Below are 16,733 nucleotides of genomic sequence, written 5' to 3' on the forward strand. Positions count from 1 at the left end.
CGCCCGACTACTCCCAACGCACAACGTCCCGATCACCAGTGGTGATCGGGACGTCGATACGGACTCGAGCGGCGGGTCGCACCGCGGCAGTCGAGGCTGCAGCGGGCGGGTCAGCCCAGCGCGGCAGCCTGGGCGGCGATGGCCGACTTGCGGTTCGCCGCCTGGTTCTTGTGGATGACGCCCTTGGAAGCGGCCTTGTCCAGCGCGCGGTTCGCGGCCTTGGCGTACTCGACAGCCTTCTCGGCCTCGCCGGCCGCAGCGGCCTCGCGGAACCGACGAGTGTGCGTACGCAGGGCAGACTTGACCGCCTTGTTGCGCTGACGCGCCTTCTCGTTGGTCTTGATCCGCTTGATCTGGGACTTGATATTCGCCACGGGGTAAGCCTCTGAAGATCTCTCGTGTGAGCTGGTCGGGTGCGTCCGCGAGCGGGCGCGACCGCCAACATTAGCAGTCGGCTCCCGCCGCCCCAAATCTCTCGCTCCGCACACTGAGAAATCGGTGAGAGAACACTGAAACGCGACTGGAACGAATCCGACACCGGACGGAGACCGGGCTTGTCGAGGATGACGGCGACTGCTGCGCCAGCCCCTGCGCGCGACCCGAAGGAGTCTGCCATGACCGACGCCACTGCGGACGGTGCGCTCATCAAGAGCGTGATCACCGATGGACCCGAAGCCGCCCACGAGCACCACGTCCTGGTCGGCAAGGACGCCACCAAGGAGACGCTGGAGGACTACACGCTCCGGTTCGCGCCTCGGCACTACCGCCGCTGGACCCCCGGCGTGGTGGCCATCTCGGCCCTGGGCGGCATCGCCTACCTCGCCGACTTCGCCATCGGCGCCAACATCGGCATCGCCTACGGCACCACGAACGCCCTGTGGGGCATCGCCATCTTCGCGGTGGTCGTCTTCCTGACCTCCTTCCCTCTGGCCTACTACGCCGCCCGCTACAACCTGGACCTCGACCTGATCACCCGGGGGAGCGGCTTCGGCTACTACGGCTCGGTGGTCACGAACGTCATCTTCGCGACGTTCACGTTCATCTTCTTCGCGCTCGAGGGCTCGATCATGGCCCAGGGTCTCTACCTGGGTCTGGGGGTCCCGCTCTGGCTCGGCTACGCGGCCTCGACGATCATCATCTTCCCGCTGGTCATCTACGGGATGAAGGTGCTCTCCAAGCTCCAGCTGTGGACCACGCCGCTGTGGCTGGTGCTGATGGTGATCCCGTTCGTCTACCTGCTGGTCAGCCACCCGGAGACGGTCGACACCTTCTTCACCTACCAGGGTGAGAACGGCAACGGCGCAACCAACCTCGGCTCGATCATGCTCGCCGCCGGCGTCTGCCTCTCGCTGATCGCCCAGATCGCCGAGCAGATCGACTACCTGCGGTTCATGCCGCCCCGCACGCCGGAGAACAGCCGCCGCTGGTGGACGGCCATGATCATGGCGGGTCCGGGCTGGGTCGTCTTCGGCGCCATCAAGCAGGTCATCGGTCTGTTCCTGGCGGTCTACATCATCGCCAACGTGGCCGACGGGGCCGCGATCGCGAACCAGCCGGTGCACCAGTTCCTGGAGATCTACCGCGACATCATGCCGGTCGGTGTGGCGCTCGCCCTCGCGGTCATCCTGGTCGTCATCAGCCAGGTCAAGATCAACGTCACCAACGCGTACTCCGGCTCGCTGGCCTGGACGAACTCGTTCACCCGGGTCACCAAGCGCTACCCCGGCCGGATCGTCTTCCTGGCCTTCAACCTGTTGATCGCGCTGATCCTGATGGAAGCGAACATGTTCGACTTCCTCAACACGATCCTCGGCTTCTACGCCAACTGCGGCATGGCCTGGATCGTGGTGGTCGCCTCCGACATCACCTTCAACAAGCTGCTCTTCAAGCTCTCGCCCATCCGGCCGGAGTTCCGCCGCGGGATGCTGTACGCCATCAACCCGGTCGGCTTCGGTTCGATGCTGATCTCGGCGGGGGTGTCCATCGCCGCCTTCTTCGGCCTGCTCGGGTCGGCCATCCAGCCGTACTCACCGCTGGTGGCCATCGGTCTCGCCCTGGTGCTTCCGCCGGTCCTGGCGTTCGCCACCAAGGGCCGCTACTACCTGCGCCGGACCGACGACGGCATCGACCTGCCGATGTACGACGAGTTCGGCAACCCCTCCGACGCCGTGCTGACGTGCCACGTCTGCCGGCAGGAGTTCGAGCGCCCCGACATGGTGGCCTGCGCCACCCACGACGACGTCGTCTGCTCGCTCTGCCTGAGCACCGACAAGCTCAAGGACCACGTCCTCCCGGCGCAGTAGCGACCACCATCCCGGACTCCTGTCGGGCTCCCGCCCCTGGCGTGGCCGGCTCGACAGGAGTTCGGATCGGTGCGGGCGGGGTGGGATGATGGGCGTCCGACCCACTCGGGTCCGCTCGACCCCGCCTGCCTCTTGGAGACCTGCTCGTGACCTCGCCCACGCCCGGCCGCGGCCGTACCGCCGCACCTCAGCCCGGACGGACCGACCCGGCGATCATCCGCAACTTCTGCATCATCGCCCACATCGACCACGGCAAGTCGACGCTGGCCGACCGGATGCTCCAGCTGACCGGCGTGGTGGACGCCCGCTCGATGCGCGCGCAGTACCTGGACCGGATGGACATCGAGCGCGAGCGCGGCATCACCATCAAGTCCCAGGCTGTGCGGATGCCCTGGAACGCCGGCGAGGGGGACGAGACCGGCTACGTCCTCAACATGATCGACACCCCCGGGCACGTCGACTTCACGTACGAGGTGTCGCGCTCCTTGGCCGCCTGCGAGGGGGCGGTGCTGCTGGTCGACGCCGCGCAGGGGATCGAGGCGCAGACGCTGGCCAACCTCTACCTGGCCATCGACGCCGACCTGCACATCATCCCGGTGCTCAACAAGATCGACCTGCCGAGCGCGCAGCCCGACAAGTACGCGGCCGAGCTGGCGGGCATCATCGGCTGCGATCCGGGCGACGTGCTCAGGGTGTCGGCCAAGACCGGCGACGGTGTGGCCGAGCTGCTGGACGTCATCGTCGACGAGGTCCCGGCCCCCGTCGGCGATCCCGACGCCCCGGCGCGCGCCCTCATCTTCGACTCCGTGTACGACACCTACCGCGGCGTGGTCACCTACGTCCGGGTGGTCGACGGCGAGCTGTCGCACCGCGAGCGGGTGCTGATGATGTCCACCAAGTCGGCGCACGAGGCGCTGGAGGTCGGCGTCATCTCACCCGAGCCGGTCAAGTCCCCCTCGTTGGGGGTCGGCGAGGTCGGCTACCTGATCACCGGGGTCAAGGACGTCCGGCAGTCCCGGGTCGGCGACACCGTCACCTCGCTGGCGCGACCGGCGACCCAGGATCTGGGCGGCTACCGGCATCCCAACCCGATGGTCTACGCCGGGCTCTACCCGATGGACGCCGACGACTACCCCGAGCTGCGCGAGGCGCTGGACAAGCTGCAGCTCAACGACGCGGCCCTGGTCTACGAGCCGGAGACGTCGGGCGCGCTGGGCTTCGGCTTCCGGATCGGCTTCCTCGGCCTGCTGCACATGGAGATCGTCCGGGAGCGGCTGGAGCGCGAGTTCAACCTGGACCTGATCTCCACCGCCCCGAGCGTGGTCTACCGGGTCGTGATGGAGAACGGGGCCGAGCTCACCGTGACCAACCCTTCGGAGTACCCGACCGACGGCAAGATCGCCGAGGTCCACGAGCCGGTGGTCAAGGCGACCATCCTCACCCCGACCGACTACATCGGCACCATCCTGGAGCTGTGTCAGACCCGACGCGGGGTGCAGCACGGGATGGAGTACCTGTCCGCGGACCGGGTGGAGATCCGCTACACGCTGCCGCTGGCCGAGATCGTGTTCGACTTCTTCGACGCCCTGAAGTCCCGGACCAAGGGGTACGCGAGCCTCGACTACGAGCCCGACGGCGAGCAGGTGGCCGACCTGGTGAAGGTGGACATCCTGCTGCAGGGGGAGCCGGTCGACGCCTTCTCCGCGGTCGTGCACAAGGACAAGGCGTACGCGTACGGGCTGCTGATGGCCGGCAAGCTCAAGGAGCTGATCCCGCGGCAGCAGTTCGAGGTGCCCATCCAAGCCGCCATCGGAGCGCGGGTGATCGCCCGGGAGACCATCCGCGCGATCCGCAAGGACGTGCTGGCCAAGTGCTACGGCGGTGACATCACCCGCAAGCGCAAGCTCCTGGAGAAGCAGAAGGAGGGCAAGAAGCGGATGAAGATGGTCGGTCGGGTCGAGGTCCCGCAGGAGGCCTTTGTGGCTGCGCTCTCCACCACCGAGCCCACCAAGGCGGACAAGAAGTAGGACGAGCCGGTCCGGACAGTCGCTGGTCAGGACGCGTAGGAGTCAGGACAGCCGGTAGAACCGGAAGAAGCTGAAGTCCTCGATCGGCAGCACGGAGACCTCGGCGAAGCCGGCCCGCATCGCGTAGTCGGTCAGCACCGGCCGGCGCATCACCGTGCCGGTGCCCGCCGAGGGCGTCGAGGCCATCCCGTCGGGCAGGCAGATGAACAGGCTGAACCCGTACATGCAGCGGTCCACCTCGCTGCCCGGCGCCGCGAACTCGTCGGCGACCGCCTCGTCCATGATCACCACCGGCCCGCCGGGGCGGACCGCGGCCCGGACCGCCGCCAGCACCTCGACCGGGCGCGGCAGGTCGTGCAGGCACTCGAAGGCGAACGCCGCGTCGTACGGCTCCGGTCCCGGCACGTCCTCGCCGCCGGTCAGCACGAAGTCGACGCGGTCGCCCAGACCGGCCGCCGCGGCCGCGGCCCGCGCCAGCTGCAGGGACGGTGCGTCGACGTCGATCCCGATCACGGTGGCGTCCGGATAGGCCGTGGCCAGGGCGAGGGTCGACCAGCCACCGCCGCACCCCAGGTCGAGGATCCGCGCCCCCGGGCGGGACAGGTCGGCGTGCAGGTCGGGCACCGACGCCAGGGCGGGACCGAGCGCCCGGGTGAACCACGGCCGGTTCAACTCGGCCTGGGACTCCCGGGCGTCGTCGCCGAACGCCTCCCAGGAGACCCCGCCGCCGCCCCGGTACGCCGACAGCAGGTCGTCGATCCGCCGACCCGCGGCCACGGCCATCCGGGTCAGCGGACCCAGGTAGTTGAGGCTCTGCACGTCCAGCAGCACCTCGGCCGGTCCCGCCGGCAGGGCGAACACCCGGCGGAGTGGATCGGAGGCGTCGTCGACGGTGAGGACACCCAGGCTGGCCTGGAACTCGCAGAACTCCCGGCAGTAGCGTTCCTGGGTGCCGGTGCGGGCGGCGAGCTCGGTGCTGGTGGCCGGGCCGTCGTCGGCCAGCGCGGCGAACCAACCCAGGGTGAGTCCGACGTAGGTGCTGAACGTCTCGTAGGTGCTCAGGCTGGCGCCGAACAGCCGCTCGGCGTACGCCTCGGCGCTGGTCATCATCGACACCGTCCCTCCACCGCCGGTCAGTCGATGCCGGACGACTCGACACCTTGGACAAGGTAGCGCTGCAGGAAGACGAAGACGAGGAGCACCGGCACGATCGCCACCGCGGCACCGATGAACAGCTGCGGGATGTCCACCCGTTGGGAGGTGAGGAACTGGCTGAGCGAGACCTGGACCGTGCGGTACATCCGGTCCTGGCCGATCAGCAGCGGCCACAGGAACGCGTTCCAGGAACCGATGAAGGTGATCGTCCCGACGGCGGCGGCGATCCCGTATGCGTTCGGCATCACCACCCGCCAGAACGTCCGCCACAGACCGGCGCCGTCCAGGGCGGCCGCCTCCTCGAGCTCCTTGGGGAAGGCCGCGAAGTGCTGACGGAACAAGAAGGTGGCGAAGGCTGAGAAGAGCACCGGGATGATCAGACCGCGGTAGCTGGAGATCCAGCCGAGACTCGACACCATCACGAAGCTGGGCACGAAGGTGACCGCCGCGGGCACCATCAACGTGAGCACGGTCAAGACCAGCACCGGGCGGCTCCAGCGGCTCGGGATGCGCGCCAGCCCGTACGCCGCCATGGCCGAGATCAGCACCGTGGCCGCAGTCTGCACCACCGCGACCACGAAGGAGTTGAGCAGGCTGCGGGCGAGCTGCACGTTGTCGTTGGCGAACAGCGTCCGCAGGCTGTCGAGGGAGGGGTCGGCCGGCACCCACACCCAGCGTGCGGCGGCCAGCTCGGGAGAGGTGGCGAACGCGTTGCGCAGCAGCACGTAGAAGGGCAGCAGGAACAGCAGCGCCAGCAGCGTCAGCACGACGTAACGGGCCGCGCTCACCCCGCGTCGTTCGCGGTTCATCGCCCGTCCTCCCTCATCGCCCGTCGCTTCTGCTTCGCCGGCACCCCGGTCATCGTTCGTCCTTGGGCGTGAAGCCGAAGAGGCGGATCTGGATCAGCCCGATGACGGCGACCACCGCGGTCAGGATGACCGTGCCGGCGCTGCCCAGCCCCAGGTCCTGAGACCCCTGGCCCAGCGAGATCAGATAGAGGTAGACCAGCGGCGGTCGGGCGAACGGCGGGTAGGTGCCGACCGAGATCAAGGTGTTGTAGAACTCGTCGAAGGCCTGGAAGGCGCCGATCAGGAGCAGCAGCAGCACGGCCACCGAGGTGCCGCGGAGCTGGGGGAGGGTGATCCAGCGGAGCACCCGCCACCCCGTCGCCCCGTCGACGGCGGCCGCGGCGTAGGTGTCCTCCGGGATCCGGTTCAGCCCGGCGATGAACAAGATCATGTAGAAGCCCACCTGGAGCCAGAGCCGCAGGCTGACCAGCACCACCCAGTAGAGGTAGTGCTCGCCGCCCAGCCAGTTGACCGGGGGGATGCCGAACAGCCGGAGGACGTTGTTGACCAGCCCGAACCGGGCCCCGTTGAAGATCGACAGCCGCCAGATCATCGACGCGATCACGTACGAGCAGGCGGTGGGCAGGAAGAAGGCGGACCGGAAGAACGCCTTGGCCACCCGGACCTTGTTGACCAGCAGCGCCAGGGCCAGCGACAGGGCGAACGTCAGCGGGACGATGAAGATCGCGAACACCACGAAGGTGCCCATGCTGGTGAGGAAGGCCTGGTCCTGCAGCAGGTAGGCGTAGTTGGCCAGGCCGACGAACTCCGTCGGCGTGACCGTGTTGCGGGCGTCGAAGAACGACAGGTAGACGCTCCACAGCACCGGGATGTAGACGAAGACCAGCAGCCCGAGCACGAACGGCCCGACGAAGATCGCGTACCAGAACGACCGGTGACCGACGGGACGCGTGGGCACGACGCTGGTGCTCATCGGCGATCGCCCACGTGACCCGCCTCCACGTCCACGTCGCGCACGTGATCCGTGCGATCTCCTTCGTCGCTCACTTGATCCGTGCGATCTCCTTCGTCGCCACCGCCGCCACCTTGCCGACCTCGGTCTCGGGATCGGCCTTCTTGGTGGCCACGTTGGTCACCGCGGCGACCATGGCCTGCGAGATGGCCTGGGTCCACAGCTTGTTGGGAGCGAAGCCGAGCTTGTCGACGAAGCCCGCTGCCTCGGCCCCCGGACCGGAGGCGATCTTGTCGGCCTTGGCCACCAGCGACGGCTTGGCGGGGATGTGGGTGCCGTAGGAGTTCGAGAAGTCCACCTGGAACTCCTCCTGGTCGATCCACAGCCACTTCACGAAGGCCTTCGCCGCCTCGGGATCGCGCCCCTTGGCGGTGACGGCGGCTCCGTACGACCCGAACGGCACGGCCTGCCGCCCGGCCGACCCGATGGCGGGGAAGGGCAGCACCCCGAAGTCGTCCCCCAGCTTGGCGGTGATGTCGGGCAGCATCCACAGCCCGCCCCACTGCATGGCGGTCTCGGAGTTGACGAACGGGTCGGCGGCGAACCAGTCGGCCGACGCGCTCTTCAGCAGCCCACCCGACCCGTACAGCTGGGCGAACGCGGCGAGGGCGCCGTAGCCGGCGTCGTTGTCGAACCCGATGCCGGTCTGGTCGGTGTTGATCTGCTCCTGACCGGCGGCCCAGATCAGCATCTGGTTGAGCACGCCGATGCCGCCGTCGTTGCCGGCGAAGAAGCCACCCATGTCGTCGGTGGCGACCTTGCTGGCAGCGTCGGTCAGCGCCACCATGGTCGTGGGCGGCTGCACGCCCGCCTTCTCCAGCACGGACTTGCGGTAGTAGAGCATCTGCATGTCGGTGGTCTGGGGGATCGAGTAGATCTTGTCCTCCCAGGTCATGGCGGCCAGCACGGGTGCGGAGAACTGGGACTTGGCGTCGCCGATCAGCTCGGTGAGGTCGACGACCTGACCCGCCTTGATCATGTCCAGGGTGGGGCCGTTGCCGTACTCGAAGATGTCGGGCACGTTCGCGGTCAGCAGGGCGGAGGAGACGAGCTTGTCGTAGTCGCCCGGGTTCCACTTCACCGTGACCGTGGCCGCCTCGTACGCCGCCGCGTAGCGCTTGACCGCGTCCTCGACGCCGTCCTCGCCGTACTCGTGGTACCACTGGCTCAGCTGGGGCTTGGTCCCACCGCCCGAGGCCGAGGCCTCGGGGTCGGGTCGACCGGTGTTGCTGCCGCAGGCGCTGAGCCCTGCGACCGAGGCTGCGGCCAGCCCGGCCAAGCCGAGGAACCGCCGACGAGGAATGTCCATGACGGCAGGCTAGTTTGAACGTCAGACATCCGAAGGACAGGGGTAGGGAATGCGAGCCATCAGGATCCACGCGTACGGCGGACCGGAGCAGCTGCGGGTCGAGGACGTGCCCGAGCCGCACGCCGGGCCGGGGGAGATCCGGATCAGGGTCTCCGCGGCCAGCATCAACCCGTTCGACGGCAAGGTCCTCGGCGGTGCGCTGGCCGGCGGGGCACCCCTCGCCGAGCCGATCGGCTTCGGCTTCGACGCCTCGGGCGTCGTGGACGAGCTCGGCGACGGCGTCGACGGCGTGCAGCTCGGTGACGACGTCTTCGGGCTCGGCTCGCAGACCCAGGCCGAGCACGCGGTGCTGACCGCCTGGGTCGCCAAGCCGGCGTCTTTGGACTGGGCCGTCGCCGGTGCCGCCGGAGTGGCGTCGGAGACCGCGATCCGGACCCTGGACCTGCTGGGTGTCGGTGCCGGCTCCACGGTCCTGATCGACGGCGGCTCCGGTGGCGTCGGGGCGGCGGCCGTCCAGATCGCCGTCGCGCGCGGTGCGACCGTGGTCGCGACCGCCGGCCCCTCCAACCAGGACTACCTGCGCGAGATCCGGGCCACCCCGGTCGTCTACGGCGAGGGGTGGGCGGAGCGGGTCGCCGCCACCGGGGTCGGACCGTTCGACGGCGTCTTCGACGCGGTCGGCAAGACCCCGATCGCCGAGCTGACGGCGCTGGTCGACGACCCGGCCAAGGTCGTGTCGATCGCCAACTTCTCCGCGACGGAGGCAGGGGCCAGGCTCACCACCGGCGGCGACGGGGACAAGGTCGGCGCCCTGACCGAGGCCGCTCGGCTGCTGGAGAGCAGCCAGCTGGTGATCAAGACCCAGACGTTCCCGCTGGACCGTGCGGCCGAGGGTTACGAGGCGATCCTGTCCGGGCACACCCGCGGCAAGATCGTCCTCCTCCCCTGAGATGAGCGGCATGAGCACGGCGACGGCGGGTCGTGGGGTCGGGTCGGTGACAGCCGACGCAGAGATCGGCATCATCGGTGGGTCCGGTTTCTACCGCTTCCTCACCGACCCCGAGCTCGTCACCGTGGACACCCCGTTCGGTTCGCCGAGTGCCGCCCTGGCGCTCGGCACGCTGGCCGGACGGCGGGTGGCCTTCCTGCCGCGGCACGGCACCGAGCACCAGTTCCCCCCGCACCGGGTGAACTACCGGGCCAACCTGTGGGCACTCCGTGCGGTCGGGGTGCGCCAGGTCCTGGCGCCGTCGGCGGTGGGCTCGTTGCGACCCGAGCTGGGTCCGGGGACCGTGGTGGTCCCGGACCAGGTGGTGGACCGGACCTCTGGGCGAGCGCACACGGTCTACGACGCGACCGGACCGGTGGTGCACGTCTCGTTCGGAGACCCGTACTGCCCGCGCGGTCGCCGGGCGGTGGTCGGCGCGCGTGCCGACGTGGTCGACGGCGGCACCCTGGTGGTGATCAACGGACCCCGGTTCTCCAGCCGGGCGGAGTCGGTCTGGCACGCCGCCCAGGGCTGGTCGGTGGTCGGCATGACCGGGCAGCCGGAAGCGGCGATCGCCCGCGAGCTCGCGCTCTGCTTCACCTGCGTCACCCTGGTCACCGACCGTGACGCCGGGGTGCCGGGTGACCCGACCGACGGCGAACCGGTGACCCACGCCGCTGTGCTGGAGATGTTCGCGGCCAACATCGGGCGGCTCAAGGACCTGCTCACCGACGCCGTGGCGGCGCTGCCCGGCCCTGAGACCGACGACGACGCCACGTGCTCCTGTCGCCGGGTGCTCGACGGGCTGACGCTGCCGTTCCCGCTTCCCTGAGCCGCCGGACCGACGGGGAGGTCGTCGACGGTCGGTACGCTGGCTGATCGTGCCCTCTGCTCTGCCCGACGGTCTTCCCGTGCCCGCCGACGGCGCGCTGCCGCCGGCGTCCCGGGCGGCGGTCGGCGAACGTCCGCTAGGGATGTACGTGCACGTGCCGTTCTGCCGGACCCGCTGCGGGTACTGCGACTTCAACACCTACACCCCGGCCGAGCTCCTACGAGGCGCCGCCGGCGCGGCGGCGCTGGATCTCGGTGAGACCGGCGACGCCTACCTCGACGCAGCGCTGACCGAGATCGACCTGGCGGAACGGGTGCTCGGCCGTGCCGCGCCGCCCGTGTCGACGGTGTTCGTCGGCGGTGGGACACCGACGCTGCTGGCCGCGGGCGACCTGGTCCGGTTGATGGGTCGGATCGAGGACACGTTCGGCCTCACGGCCGGTGCCGAGGTCACCACCGAGGCCAACCCCGAGTCGGTGTCGCCGGCGTCTCTGGCCGCCCTGCGCGAAGGCGGGTTCACCCGCGTCTCCTTCGGCATGCAGTCGGCCGTCCCGCACGTGCTCGCCACGCTGGACCGGGTGCACTCACCCGGCCGCTCGCTGACCGCGGTGGCCGAGGCTCGCGCCGCCGGCTTCGAGCAGATCAGCCTGGATCTGATCTACGGCACGCCGGGGGAGTCCCTGGACGACTGGCGCACCAGTCTGGAGGCGGCACTCAGCGCACGCCCGGACCACGTCAGCGCGTACGCCCTCGTGGTCGAGGACGGCACGAAGATGGCGGGCCGGGTGCGCCGAGGAGAGCTGCCGCTGCCCGACGACGACGACCTTGCCGACAAGTACCTGCTGGCCGAGGAGCTGCTGTCGAGCGCGGGCTACTCGGCGTACGAGGTCTCCAACTGGGCTCGTCGGCCCGAGGCGGCATGCCGGCACAACCTGGGCTACTGGCGCGGGGACGACTGGTGGGGGATCGGTCCCGGCGCCCACAGCCACGTCGGTGGCACGCGCTGGTGGAACGTCAAGCACCCCGCCGCGTACGCCGCCCGGTTGGCCACGGGTGACTCCCCGGCGTACGCCCGCGAGATCCTCACCGCGGAGGACCGTCGGCTGGAGCAGGTGCTGCTGGAGATCCGTCTCGCCGAGGGCATGTCGTTGGACCGGCTGTCGGGGCGCGGTCGCGCTCGGGTGAGTGACCTGGCGGCACGGTCACTGCTCACGGTGGCTGAGGACCGGCTGCGACTGACGCTCGACGGTCGGCTGCTGGCCGACGCCGTGGTGCGCGAGCTCGTCGACTGACCCAGGCGGCGCTGACCGCACGAGCGAGCCCCGGACGCCGTACGCCTGGCGGTTCGTGGAATCCGTGGCACTCGCGGGTGGTCGTGCTGTGTGTCGCCGTCGGCGGTCGGCGCGGCTTCTGCCGTGCAGGCTCCTGCGGCGGTCTACGTCGCGGGCGAGGGGTGCCGACGTGACTGCGACCCTGGTCAGCCAGTTGTTCCATCGGCTGGTGAGGGGGCATCCGGTGCATCACCGAACAGAGGTGGATGGGCGTCGAGCGGGTCCTGCGGATCCCAGTTGTTGAGGGTGATCCGGGCGTTCAGGATCGGCCGCCGCTGGCGGTCGATCCACGGGGGCGGGATCCAGACCGGGAGGCCGTCGGTGTTGATCACGCACTGCCAGCCGCGCTGGGCGAACTGGTGATGGTGGTAGGAGCAGACCAGGGTCAGGTTGCCGATGTTGGTGTCCCCGCCGTCGTACCAGGCGTTCACATGATGCCGCTCGCACCACTGGGGCGCCATGTCGCAGCCGGGGAAGCTGCAGCCGGCGTCGCGGGCGATCAGCGCCAGGGTCTGGGCGAGGGAGGCGATCCGCCGAGTCCGGTAGAGATCGAGGACGGCGCCGCGACTGTTCTTCAAGCACACCGCGATGTCGGCCTGGTCGGCCAGTCGTCGTGCGGTCCTTGCGGAGACGGGGGAGCCGTCGTCGTACGCACCCATGCCGCGGTCGCTGAGGAAGTCCTCCCACGGCATGGTGATGATCAACGTCGTTGGGGTGCCTCCGGCAGCGGGCAGGTCGTTGCCCCGCAGGGCGGCGTCGAGCACCCCCGCCAGGGCGTCGTGCTGACGCTGTCCACGAGTCCTGTCGTCCGCCACGAGGTGCGTGGTGCTCGAGGAGGCGGCGTCGGGGGAGTGGTTCTCGGCTGGGGTCTCGAACCTGGTGCTGTGTGGCTTGGTCAGCGGCCCGAGCAGGGCGGCCAGCTTGTGACCAACGTCCGGGGTCAGACGGAAGTCCCCGGCCCAAGATCCGTCCCTGCGGTGCTGGAGATGAAAGAACCGGCGCAGTCTGTGCTCGGCCTCGTCGGCCGGCAGGACCCCGTCCGGATCGATGGCGTCGATCAGCTTCGCGGTGACCAGGTCGAGATCCTTGTAGCCAGCTGCGTCGCCTGCTCGACCAACAGCATCTCACCGGACTCCAGCGCTGCTGCCTCACAGTGCTTCACCTTGCGCAGGGCGGAATCGATCAACGCGACCTGCTCTGGGTTCACCCGCCCATCCCGTTGGGCGGCCGCCAGGTGGGGCCGGACCGGTTCCAGCGGCTCGCCGGTCATGCTGGTGCGGTCGGCGAGGTGCTCTGCTGCGCGGACCCGCCGGGAGGCCTCCCCTACCGAGATCTTGAGGCCGTTGGTGAGGACCCGGGTCATCGTGCGCTCACACAGCACGGCCGGCACCCCCTGCTCGGTGCCGTACTGGATCATCGCCCGGTCCACGACGGGGAGCTTGTTGCGCACCCGCTCCAGCGCCTGCAGGATGTCGACCAGTCCGAACGCTCCGAGGTCGATCAACGCGCCGTCGTCGACCAGCTTGATCAGGTGCTCGACGGCCACGTCGAGCGAGTCCACCGCAGCCTGCAGCACAGGTGCTGCAGGATCGCCAGAGGACCGCGGAGTTATACCCCTCATCATAGTCGAACAGGTGTTCGAGAACAAGACCGGAAGGTCCGATTTCCCAACCACACAAGCAAGATCCGGCTCACGTTCGGTGCGTCGCACAGCTACGGAGAGGGTGCTCAGGGCTTCAATGGCCTGGTGGACATCTGCGGAGCGGGAGACATCCTCCACCGTCGTGACGGGGTGTCCGTCCTGTTCCGGCACGACGCCCCCGCATCATGATCACCGCCCGCCCGGAGATGCTCTGGGAGCGCACGGATGCTGCCGTGGAGCTGGGGCGCAGGTTCGGCTTCCCGTCGGCCGATGCGGCCGCGGACTGGGCGGTTCGGGTGCTCGCCGAGGACTACGAGCTCGGGCTGGAGAGCCTCGACCGGATGGTGATCAGTGCCCACAACGTGATGTTCTGGGTGACGGCACGCGACGCCGGACGGCTGCTGATCAAGGTCTGTCGGCTCGCTGCGGCGCACGACTCGTTGGCTGCTCGAGCTGCTCTCGTCCGTTGGCTGTCCGGAAGGGGGCTACCCGTCGCGCCGCCGCTGCCGACGGTCGCCGGCGATCACCAGCTGCTGCGTGACGGTCGATCCCTCGGGATCCAGCCGGTGCTGTCCGGGGAGCTGCTCGACGGCGGTGATCTCGAGCAGGTCCGTGCAGCCGGCGAGATGCTGGCGTCGCTGCACGAGCACGTGGCTGACTGGCCCGACGCCGCGCGGCTCGAGCACGCGCGGCCGGTGGCCGGCGGTGGGCCAGGGGTCCCGGGAGCGCCGGCCGAGCTGAGGTCCCGGCTCGAGCAGCGGGCGCGTGACCTCCCCGAGCTACCCCGCCAGCCGGTGCACGCCGACTACCGGGGCGCGAACATCCTGACCCACGGCGTCACGATCACCGGCCTCCTCGACTTCGAGGAGGCGCGCCTGGACACTGCCGTGGCCGACCTGGCCCGTGCTGTGTGCCTGCTCGGCACCTGGTACCACGACTGGAAACCCCTGTCGCCGGAAGCCCAGGCGGCGTTCCTGGACGGCTACACGGCTCGTCGTCCGTTGACCGGGGCAGAGCAGGCCTGCCTGCCGGTGATCATCGGCCGGTCGATGCTCGGCCTGGGGTGGTGGGACGAGGCCCGACGCTGGCTGGCCTGAGCCGGTGCCGGATCACTTCCCAGCGCGTCACGGATCCTCCACAATGACGCCGTGATCAGGATCGATCTCCACGACGGCGACGGGGCAGCCCGGCACCGCGAAGCGGTTCTCCAGGTGTGGAACGAGGTCTTCGGTCCGCCGGACGATGCCGAGGCCTGGCGGACGGACGTGTGGGATCGGCACCGCGCCCGCGCCGACTTCCGCCTGGCCACGGCCCACGACGACGACCGGCTGGTCGGCTTCGGCTGGGGCTACACCGGCCAGCGGGGTCAGTACTGGTCCGATCTGGTCCTCGACCGGCTGGGCCTGACGGTGGCGGACTGGGTCGGCGGGCACTTCGAGCTCGTCGAGCTGGCCGCGCTCGCCGAGGTCCGCGGCCAGGGGGTCGGCGGGCGGCTGCACGACACCCTGCTGTCCGATCTCCCACACCGCCGGGCCCTGCTCGGCACCACGGATGACCCCAGGGCACCGGCCGTTCGGCTGTACACCAACCGGGGCTGGCAACGGCTGGGCAAGCAGTCGCCGACAGACCAGGTGATGGGCAAGGACCTGACCGCTGGTCCGTCGCGGCTCACCGGCTAGGAGAGGTGGTCCTGGGTCACGAAGTCGATCAGCTGCTCGACCGGGGTCAGCAGACCCCGCTCCAGGTCGGTCCAGCTGGTCACGGTGGCCAGGATCCGCTGCCAGGCGCGGGCGATGTCGGCCTGGTCCCGGTGCGGCCAGCCGAGGGCCGCGCAGGTGCCGTGCTTGATGTCGGTGCCACGCGGCACGTGGGGCCACGACTGCAGCCCCAGCTTGGCGGGTTTGACCGCCTGCCAGACGTCCACGAAGGGGTGCCCGGCCACCAGCACGTACGAGCCGTACGGACCCTTGGCCACCCCGGCCGCGATCCGGGACTCCTTGCTGCCCGGCACCAGGTGGTCGGCCAGCACACCGAGTCGGCGGCCCCGCTCGGGACGGAACTCGGCCACGACGTCGGAGAGGTCGTCGATGCCGTCCATGAACTCGACCACCACCCCGACGTGCCGCAGGTCGTCGCCCCAGATCTTCTCGACCAGCTCGGCGTCGTGACGGCCCTCGACGTAGATGCGGCTCGGCAGCGCCACCTTGGCCCGCTCGGTGGGCCCGGCCACCGACCCGGAGGCGGTCCGGCCCGGGGTGCGCTGGGCCGCCGCCGGGGCGCGGGGTGGCACCTTGACCAGCACGGGCCGGCCCTCCAACAGCAGCCCGTGGCCGATCGGGAAGCTGCGTCGCTTGTCGCCGCGGCCCTCGAGGACCACCAGACCGTTCTCCCAGCGGGTCACAGCCCCGCAGAACCCGCTGCTCGCGTCCTCCAGCACCATCCCGCGCTCGAGCACGATATCGGGCACGACCTTCTTGGCCTGCTGCTGCCAGCCCTTGTTCAGCACGTCCCTTGCGTAGCGGTCGGTCGGCGGCTGGGGGGTGCTGTTGGTCGGAGGCACCGTCGCAGACTAGGCGCGGCGACGTCCTCGATCCCGGTACGGCACGCGCGGGCCCCGGACTTGTCCGTCGATCCGACGCCACCCCGGCTGGAGCTCCGCCGGCCGATCGGGTTGCATGGGCGCATGGCGATCTTGCCGATGTTCCCGTTGGGCACGGTGCTGTTCCCGCACATGCCGCTGCGGCTGCGGGTGTTCGAGCAGCGCTACCTGGTCATGCTCAGCACGCTGCTGCAGTCCGATGCCGCCGAGTTCGGGGTGGTGCTGATCGAGCGCGGGCAGGAGGTCGGCGGGGGAGAGAAGCGATTCGGGCTCGGTACGGTCGCCGAGATCACCTCGCTCGGCACGCAGGACGGCTTCATCGGGCTGCTGGCCGAGGGGCGGCAGCGGATCCGGATCGACGAGTGGTTGGACGACGACCCGCACCCCCGCGCCGAGGTCTCGCCGGTGCCGGAGCTGACCTGGGACGAGCAGTGGCGGGCGCCGCTGGCCAACGCCGAGCGGGCCGTCCGCCGCAGTCTGGCCGTCTCGAGCGAGTTCTCCGAGCTGACCTGGCCGGCCGACATCGGCATCCAGGGGGATCCGGTGGCCACCGCCTGGCAGCTGGCGGGCGTCGCCCCCCTCGGGCCGCTCGACCAGGTGGGGTTGCTCGCCGCCACGTCGGCCGAGGAGCTGCTGGTCGGTCTGACCGAGCTGTGCGACGGCATCTCCGCCGACCTCAGCGCGCCGTGGCCCGACGACGCCTGAGGTCCACCTGCCCGCCCGCGCC

16 protein-coding genes are annotated in these 16,733 nt (G+C 69.9%); 8 read left to right on the plus strand and 8 right to left on the minus strand.

Annotation, left to right across the window (positions count from 1 at the left end):
• Positions 1–110: 110 nt before the first annotated feature.
• Positions 111–374 (minus strand): 30S ribosomal protein S20, encoded by a 264-nt coding sequence (gene rpsT, locus ABD714_RS03960; protein ID WP_344810965.1) that lies wholly within the window; start codon positions 372–374, stop codon positions 111–113.
• A gap of 240 nt (positions 375–614) precedes the next feature.
• Here rpsT and ABD714_RS03965 point away from each other — a divergent pair, with 240 nt between their 5' ends.
• Entirely contained in the window at positions 615–2,303 is a 1,689-nt protein-coding gene (locus ABD714_RS03965; RefSeq protein WP_344810966.1) for a purine-cytosine permease family protein, read from the plus strand.
• Between the two features lie 146 nt (positions 2,304–2,449).
• Positions 2,450–4,330 carry a translation elongation factor 4 gene (gene lepA, locus ABD714_RS03970; protein WP_344810967.1) on the plus strand — a complete coding sequence of 627 codons (1,881 nt, stop codon included), beginning with the start codon at positions 2,450–2,452 and terminating at the stop codon, positions 4,328–4,330.
• 42 nt (positions 4,331–4,372) lie between these two features.
• Here lepA and ABD714_RS03975 read toward each other — a convergent pair whose 3' ends face one another.
• The 4 genes from ABD714_RS03975 to ABD714_RS03990 all read right to left on the minus strand — a co-directional run bounded on the left by ABD714_RS03975 (position 4,373) and on the right by ABD714_RS03990 (position 8,615).
• On the minus strand, positions 4,373–5,437 hold the full coding sequence (locus ABD714_RS03975; protein WP_344810968.1) for a class I SAM-dependent methyltransferase: 1,065 nt from the start codon (positions 5,435–5,437) through the stop codon (positions 4,373–4,375).
• Positions 5,438–5,463: 26 nt separating this feature from the next.
• Positions 5,464–6,294 (minus strand): carbohydrate ABC transporter permease, encoded by an 831-nt coding sequence (locus ABD714_RS03980; protein WP_344810969.1) that lies wholly within the window; start codon positions 6,292–6,294, stop codon positions 5,464–5,466.
• A 49-nt stretch (positions 6,295–6,343) separates the two neighbouring features.
• Positions 6,344–7,267 (minus strand): carbohydrate ABC transporter permease, encoded by a 924-nt coding sequence (locus tag ABD714_RS03985; RefSeq protein ID WP_344810970.1) that lies wholly within the window; start codon positions 7,265–7,267, stop codon positions 6,344–6,346.
• Between the two features lie 70 nt (positions 7,268–7,337).
• A complete protein-coding gene (locus ABD714_RS03990; protein ID WP_344810971.1) occupies positions 7,338–8,615 on the minus strand; it encodes an ABC transporter substrate-binding protein in 1,278 nt (425 codons plus the stop codon).
• Positions 8,616–8,664: 49 nt separating this feature from the next.
• Between ABD714_RS03990 and ABD714_RS03995 the strand changes: the two genes are divergently transcribed.
• From ABD714_RS03995 to hemW, 3 genes are read left to right on the plus strand one after another with little or no spacing between them, the layout of a single operon-like run.
• Positions 8,665–9,564: an NADP-dependent oxidoreductase gene (locus ABD714_RS03995; protein WP_344810972.1), complete on the plus strand. Its 900-nt coding sequence runs from the start codon at positions 8,665–8,667 to the stop codon at positions 9,562–9,564.
• A 10-nt stretch (positions 9,565–9,574) separates the two neighbouring features.
• Positions 9,575–10,435 carry an S-methyl-5'-thioadenosine phosphorylase gene (locus ABD714_RS04000; protein WP_344810973.1) on the plus strand — a complete coding sequence of 287 codons (861 nt, stop codon included), beginning with the start codon at positions 9,575–9,577 and terminating at the stop codon, positions 10,433–10,435.
• Positions 10,436–10,484: 49 nt separating this feature from the next.
• On the plus strand, positions 10,485–11,726 hold the full coding sequence (gene hemW / locus ABD714_RS04005) for a radical SAM family heme chaperone HemW (protein ID WP_344810974.1): 1,242 nt from the start codon (positions 10,485–10,487) through the stop codon (positions 11,724–11,726).
• 185 nt (positions 11,727–11,911) lie between these two features.
• Here hemW and ABD714_RS04010 read toward each other — a convergent pair whose 3' ends face one another.
• A complete protein-coding gene (locus ABD714_RS04010; RefSeq protein ID WP_344811275.1) occupies positions 11,912–12,841 on the minus strand; it encodes an HNH endonuclease signature motif containing protein in 930 nt (309 codons plus the stop codon).
• Positions 12,823–13,341, minus strand: coding sequence for a DUF222 domain-containing protein (locus ABD714_RS04015; protein ID WP_344810975.1), 519 nt, complete (start codon positions 13,339–13,341; stop codon positions 12,823–12,825). The genes ABD714_RS04010 and ABD714_RS04015 overlap by 19 nt, the downstream gene beginning before the upstream one ends.
• Positions 13,342–13,592: 251 nt before the next feature.
• On the opposite strand from ABD714_RS04015, the gene ABD714_RS04020 reads away from it, so the two are divergent.
• Positions 13,593–14,504 carry a phosphotransferase gene (locus ABD714_RS04020; protein WP_344810976.1) on the plus strand — a complete coding sequence of 304 codons (912 nt, stop codon included), beginning with the start codon at positions 13,593–13,595 and terminating at the stop codon, positions 14,502–14,504.
• A 51-nt stretch (positions 14,505–14,555) separates the two neighbouring features.
• Positions 14,556–15,086 (plus strand): GNAT family N-acetyltransferase, encoded by a 531-nt coding sequence (locus ABD714_RS04025; protein ID WP_344810977.1) that lies wholly within the window; start codon positions 14,556–14,558, stop codon positions 15,084–15,086.
• Here ABD714_RS04025 and ABD714_RS04030 read toward each other — a convergent pair.
• Positions 15,083–15,967, minus strand: a complete 885-nt coding sequence (locus ABD714_RS04030; RefSeq protein ID WP_344810978.1) for a DUF3097 domain-containing protein — start codon at positions 15,965–15,967, stop codon at positions 15,083–15,085. The two genes, ABD714_RS04025 and ABD714_RS04030, sit on opposite strands and share 4 nt — an antisense overlap.
• 123 nt (positions 15,968–16,090) lie before the next feature.
• On the opposite strand from ABD714_RS04030, the gene ABD714_RS04035 reads away from it, so the two are divergent.
• Positions 16,091–16,711: an LON peptidase substrate-binding domain-containing protein gene (locus tag ABD714_RS04035; protein ID WP_344810979.1), complete on the plus strand. Its 621-nt coding sequence runs from the start codon at positions 16,091–16,093 to the stop codon at positions 16,709–16,711.
• Positions 16,712–16,733: the final 22 nt, after the last annotated feature.

It is taken from the genome of Microlunatus aurantiacus (assembly GCF_039536605.1).
GTDB classification, from domain to species: Bacteria; Actinomycetota; Actinomycetes; order Propionibacteriales; family Propionibacteriaceae; genus Microlunatus; species Microlunatus aurantiacus.

Excerpts from the sequence above, each read along its gene's own strand:
- ABD714_RS03965 (WP_344810966.1), top strand. The coding sequence starts at position 615 with ATGACCGACGCCACTGCGGACGGTGCGCTCATCAAGAGCGTGATCACC.
- ABD714_RS03975 (WP_344810968.1), bottom strand. The coding sequence starts at position 5,437 with ATGACCAGCGCCGAGGCGTACGCCGAGCGGCTGTTCGGCGCCAGCCTG.
- ABD714_RS03980 (WP_344810969.1), bottom strand. The coding sequence starts at position 6,294 with ATGAACCGCGAACGACGCGGGGTGAGCGCGGCCCGTTACGTCGTGCTG.
- ABD714_RS03985 (WP_344810970.1), bottom strand. The coding sequence starts at position 7,267 with ATGAGCACCAGCGTCGTGCCCACGCGTCCCGTCGGTCACCGGTCGTTC.
- ABD714_RS03990 (WP_344810971.1), bottom strand. The coding sequence starts at position 8,615 with ATGGACATTCCTCGTCGGCGGTTCCTCGGCTTGGCCGGGCTGGCCGCA.
- ABD714_RS03995 (WP_344810972.1), top strand. The coding sequence starts at position 8,665 with ATGCGAGCCATCAGGATCCACGCGTACGGCGGACCGGAGCAGCTGCGG.
- ABD714_RS04000 (WP_344810973.1), top strand. The coding sequence starts at position 9,575 with ATGAGCACGGCGACGGCGGGTCGTGGGGTCGGGTCGGTGACAGCCGAC.
- ABD714_RS04020 (WP_344810976.1), top strand. The coding sequence starts at position 13,593 with ATGATCACCGCCCGCCCGGAGATGCTCTGGGAGCGCACGGATGCTGCC.
- ABD714_RS04035 (WP_344810979.1), top strand. The coding sequence starts at position 16,091 with ATGGCGATCTTGCCGATGTTCCCGTTGGGCACGGTGCTGTTCCCGCAC.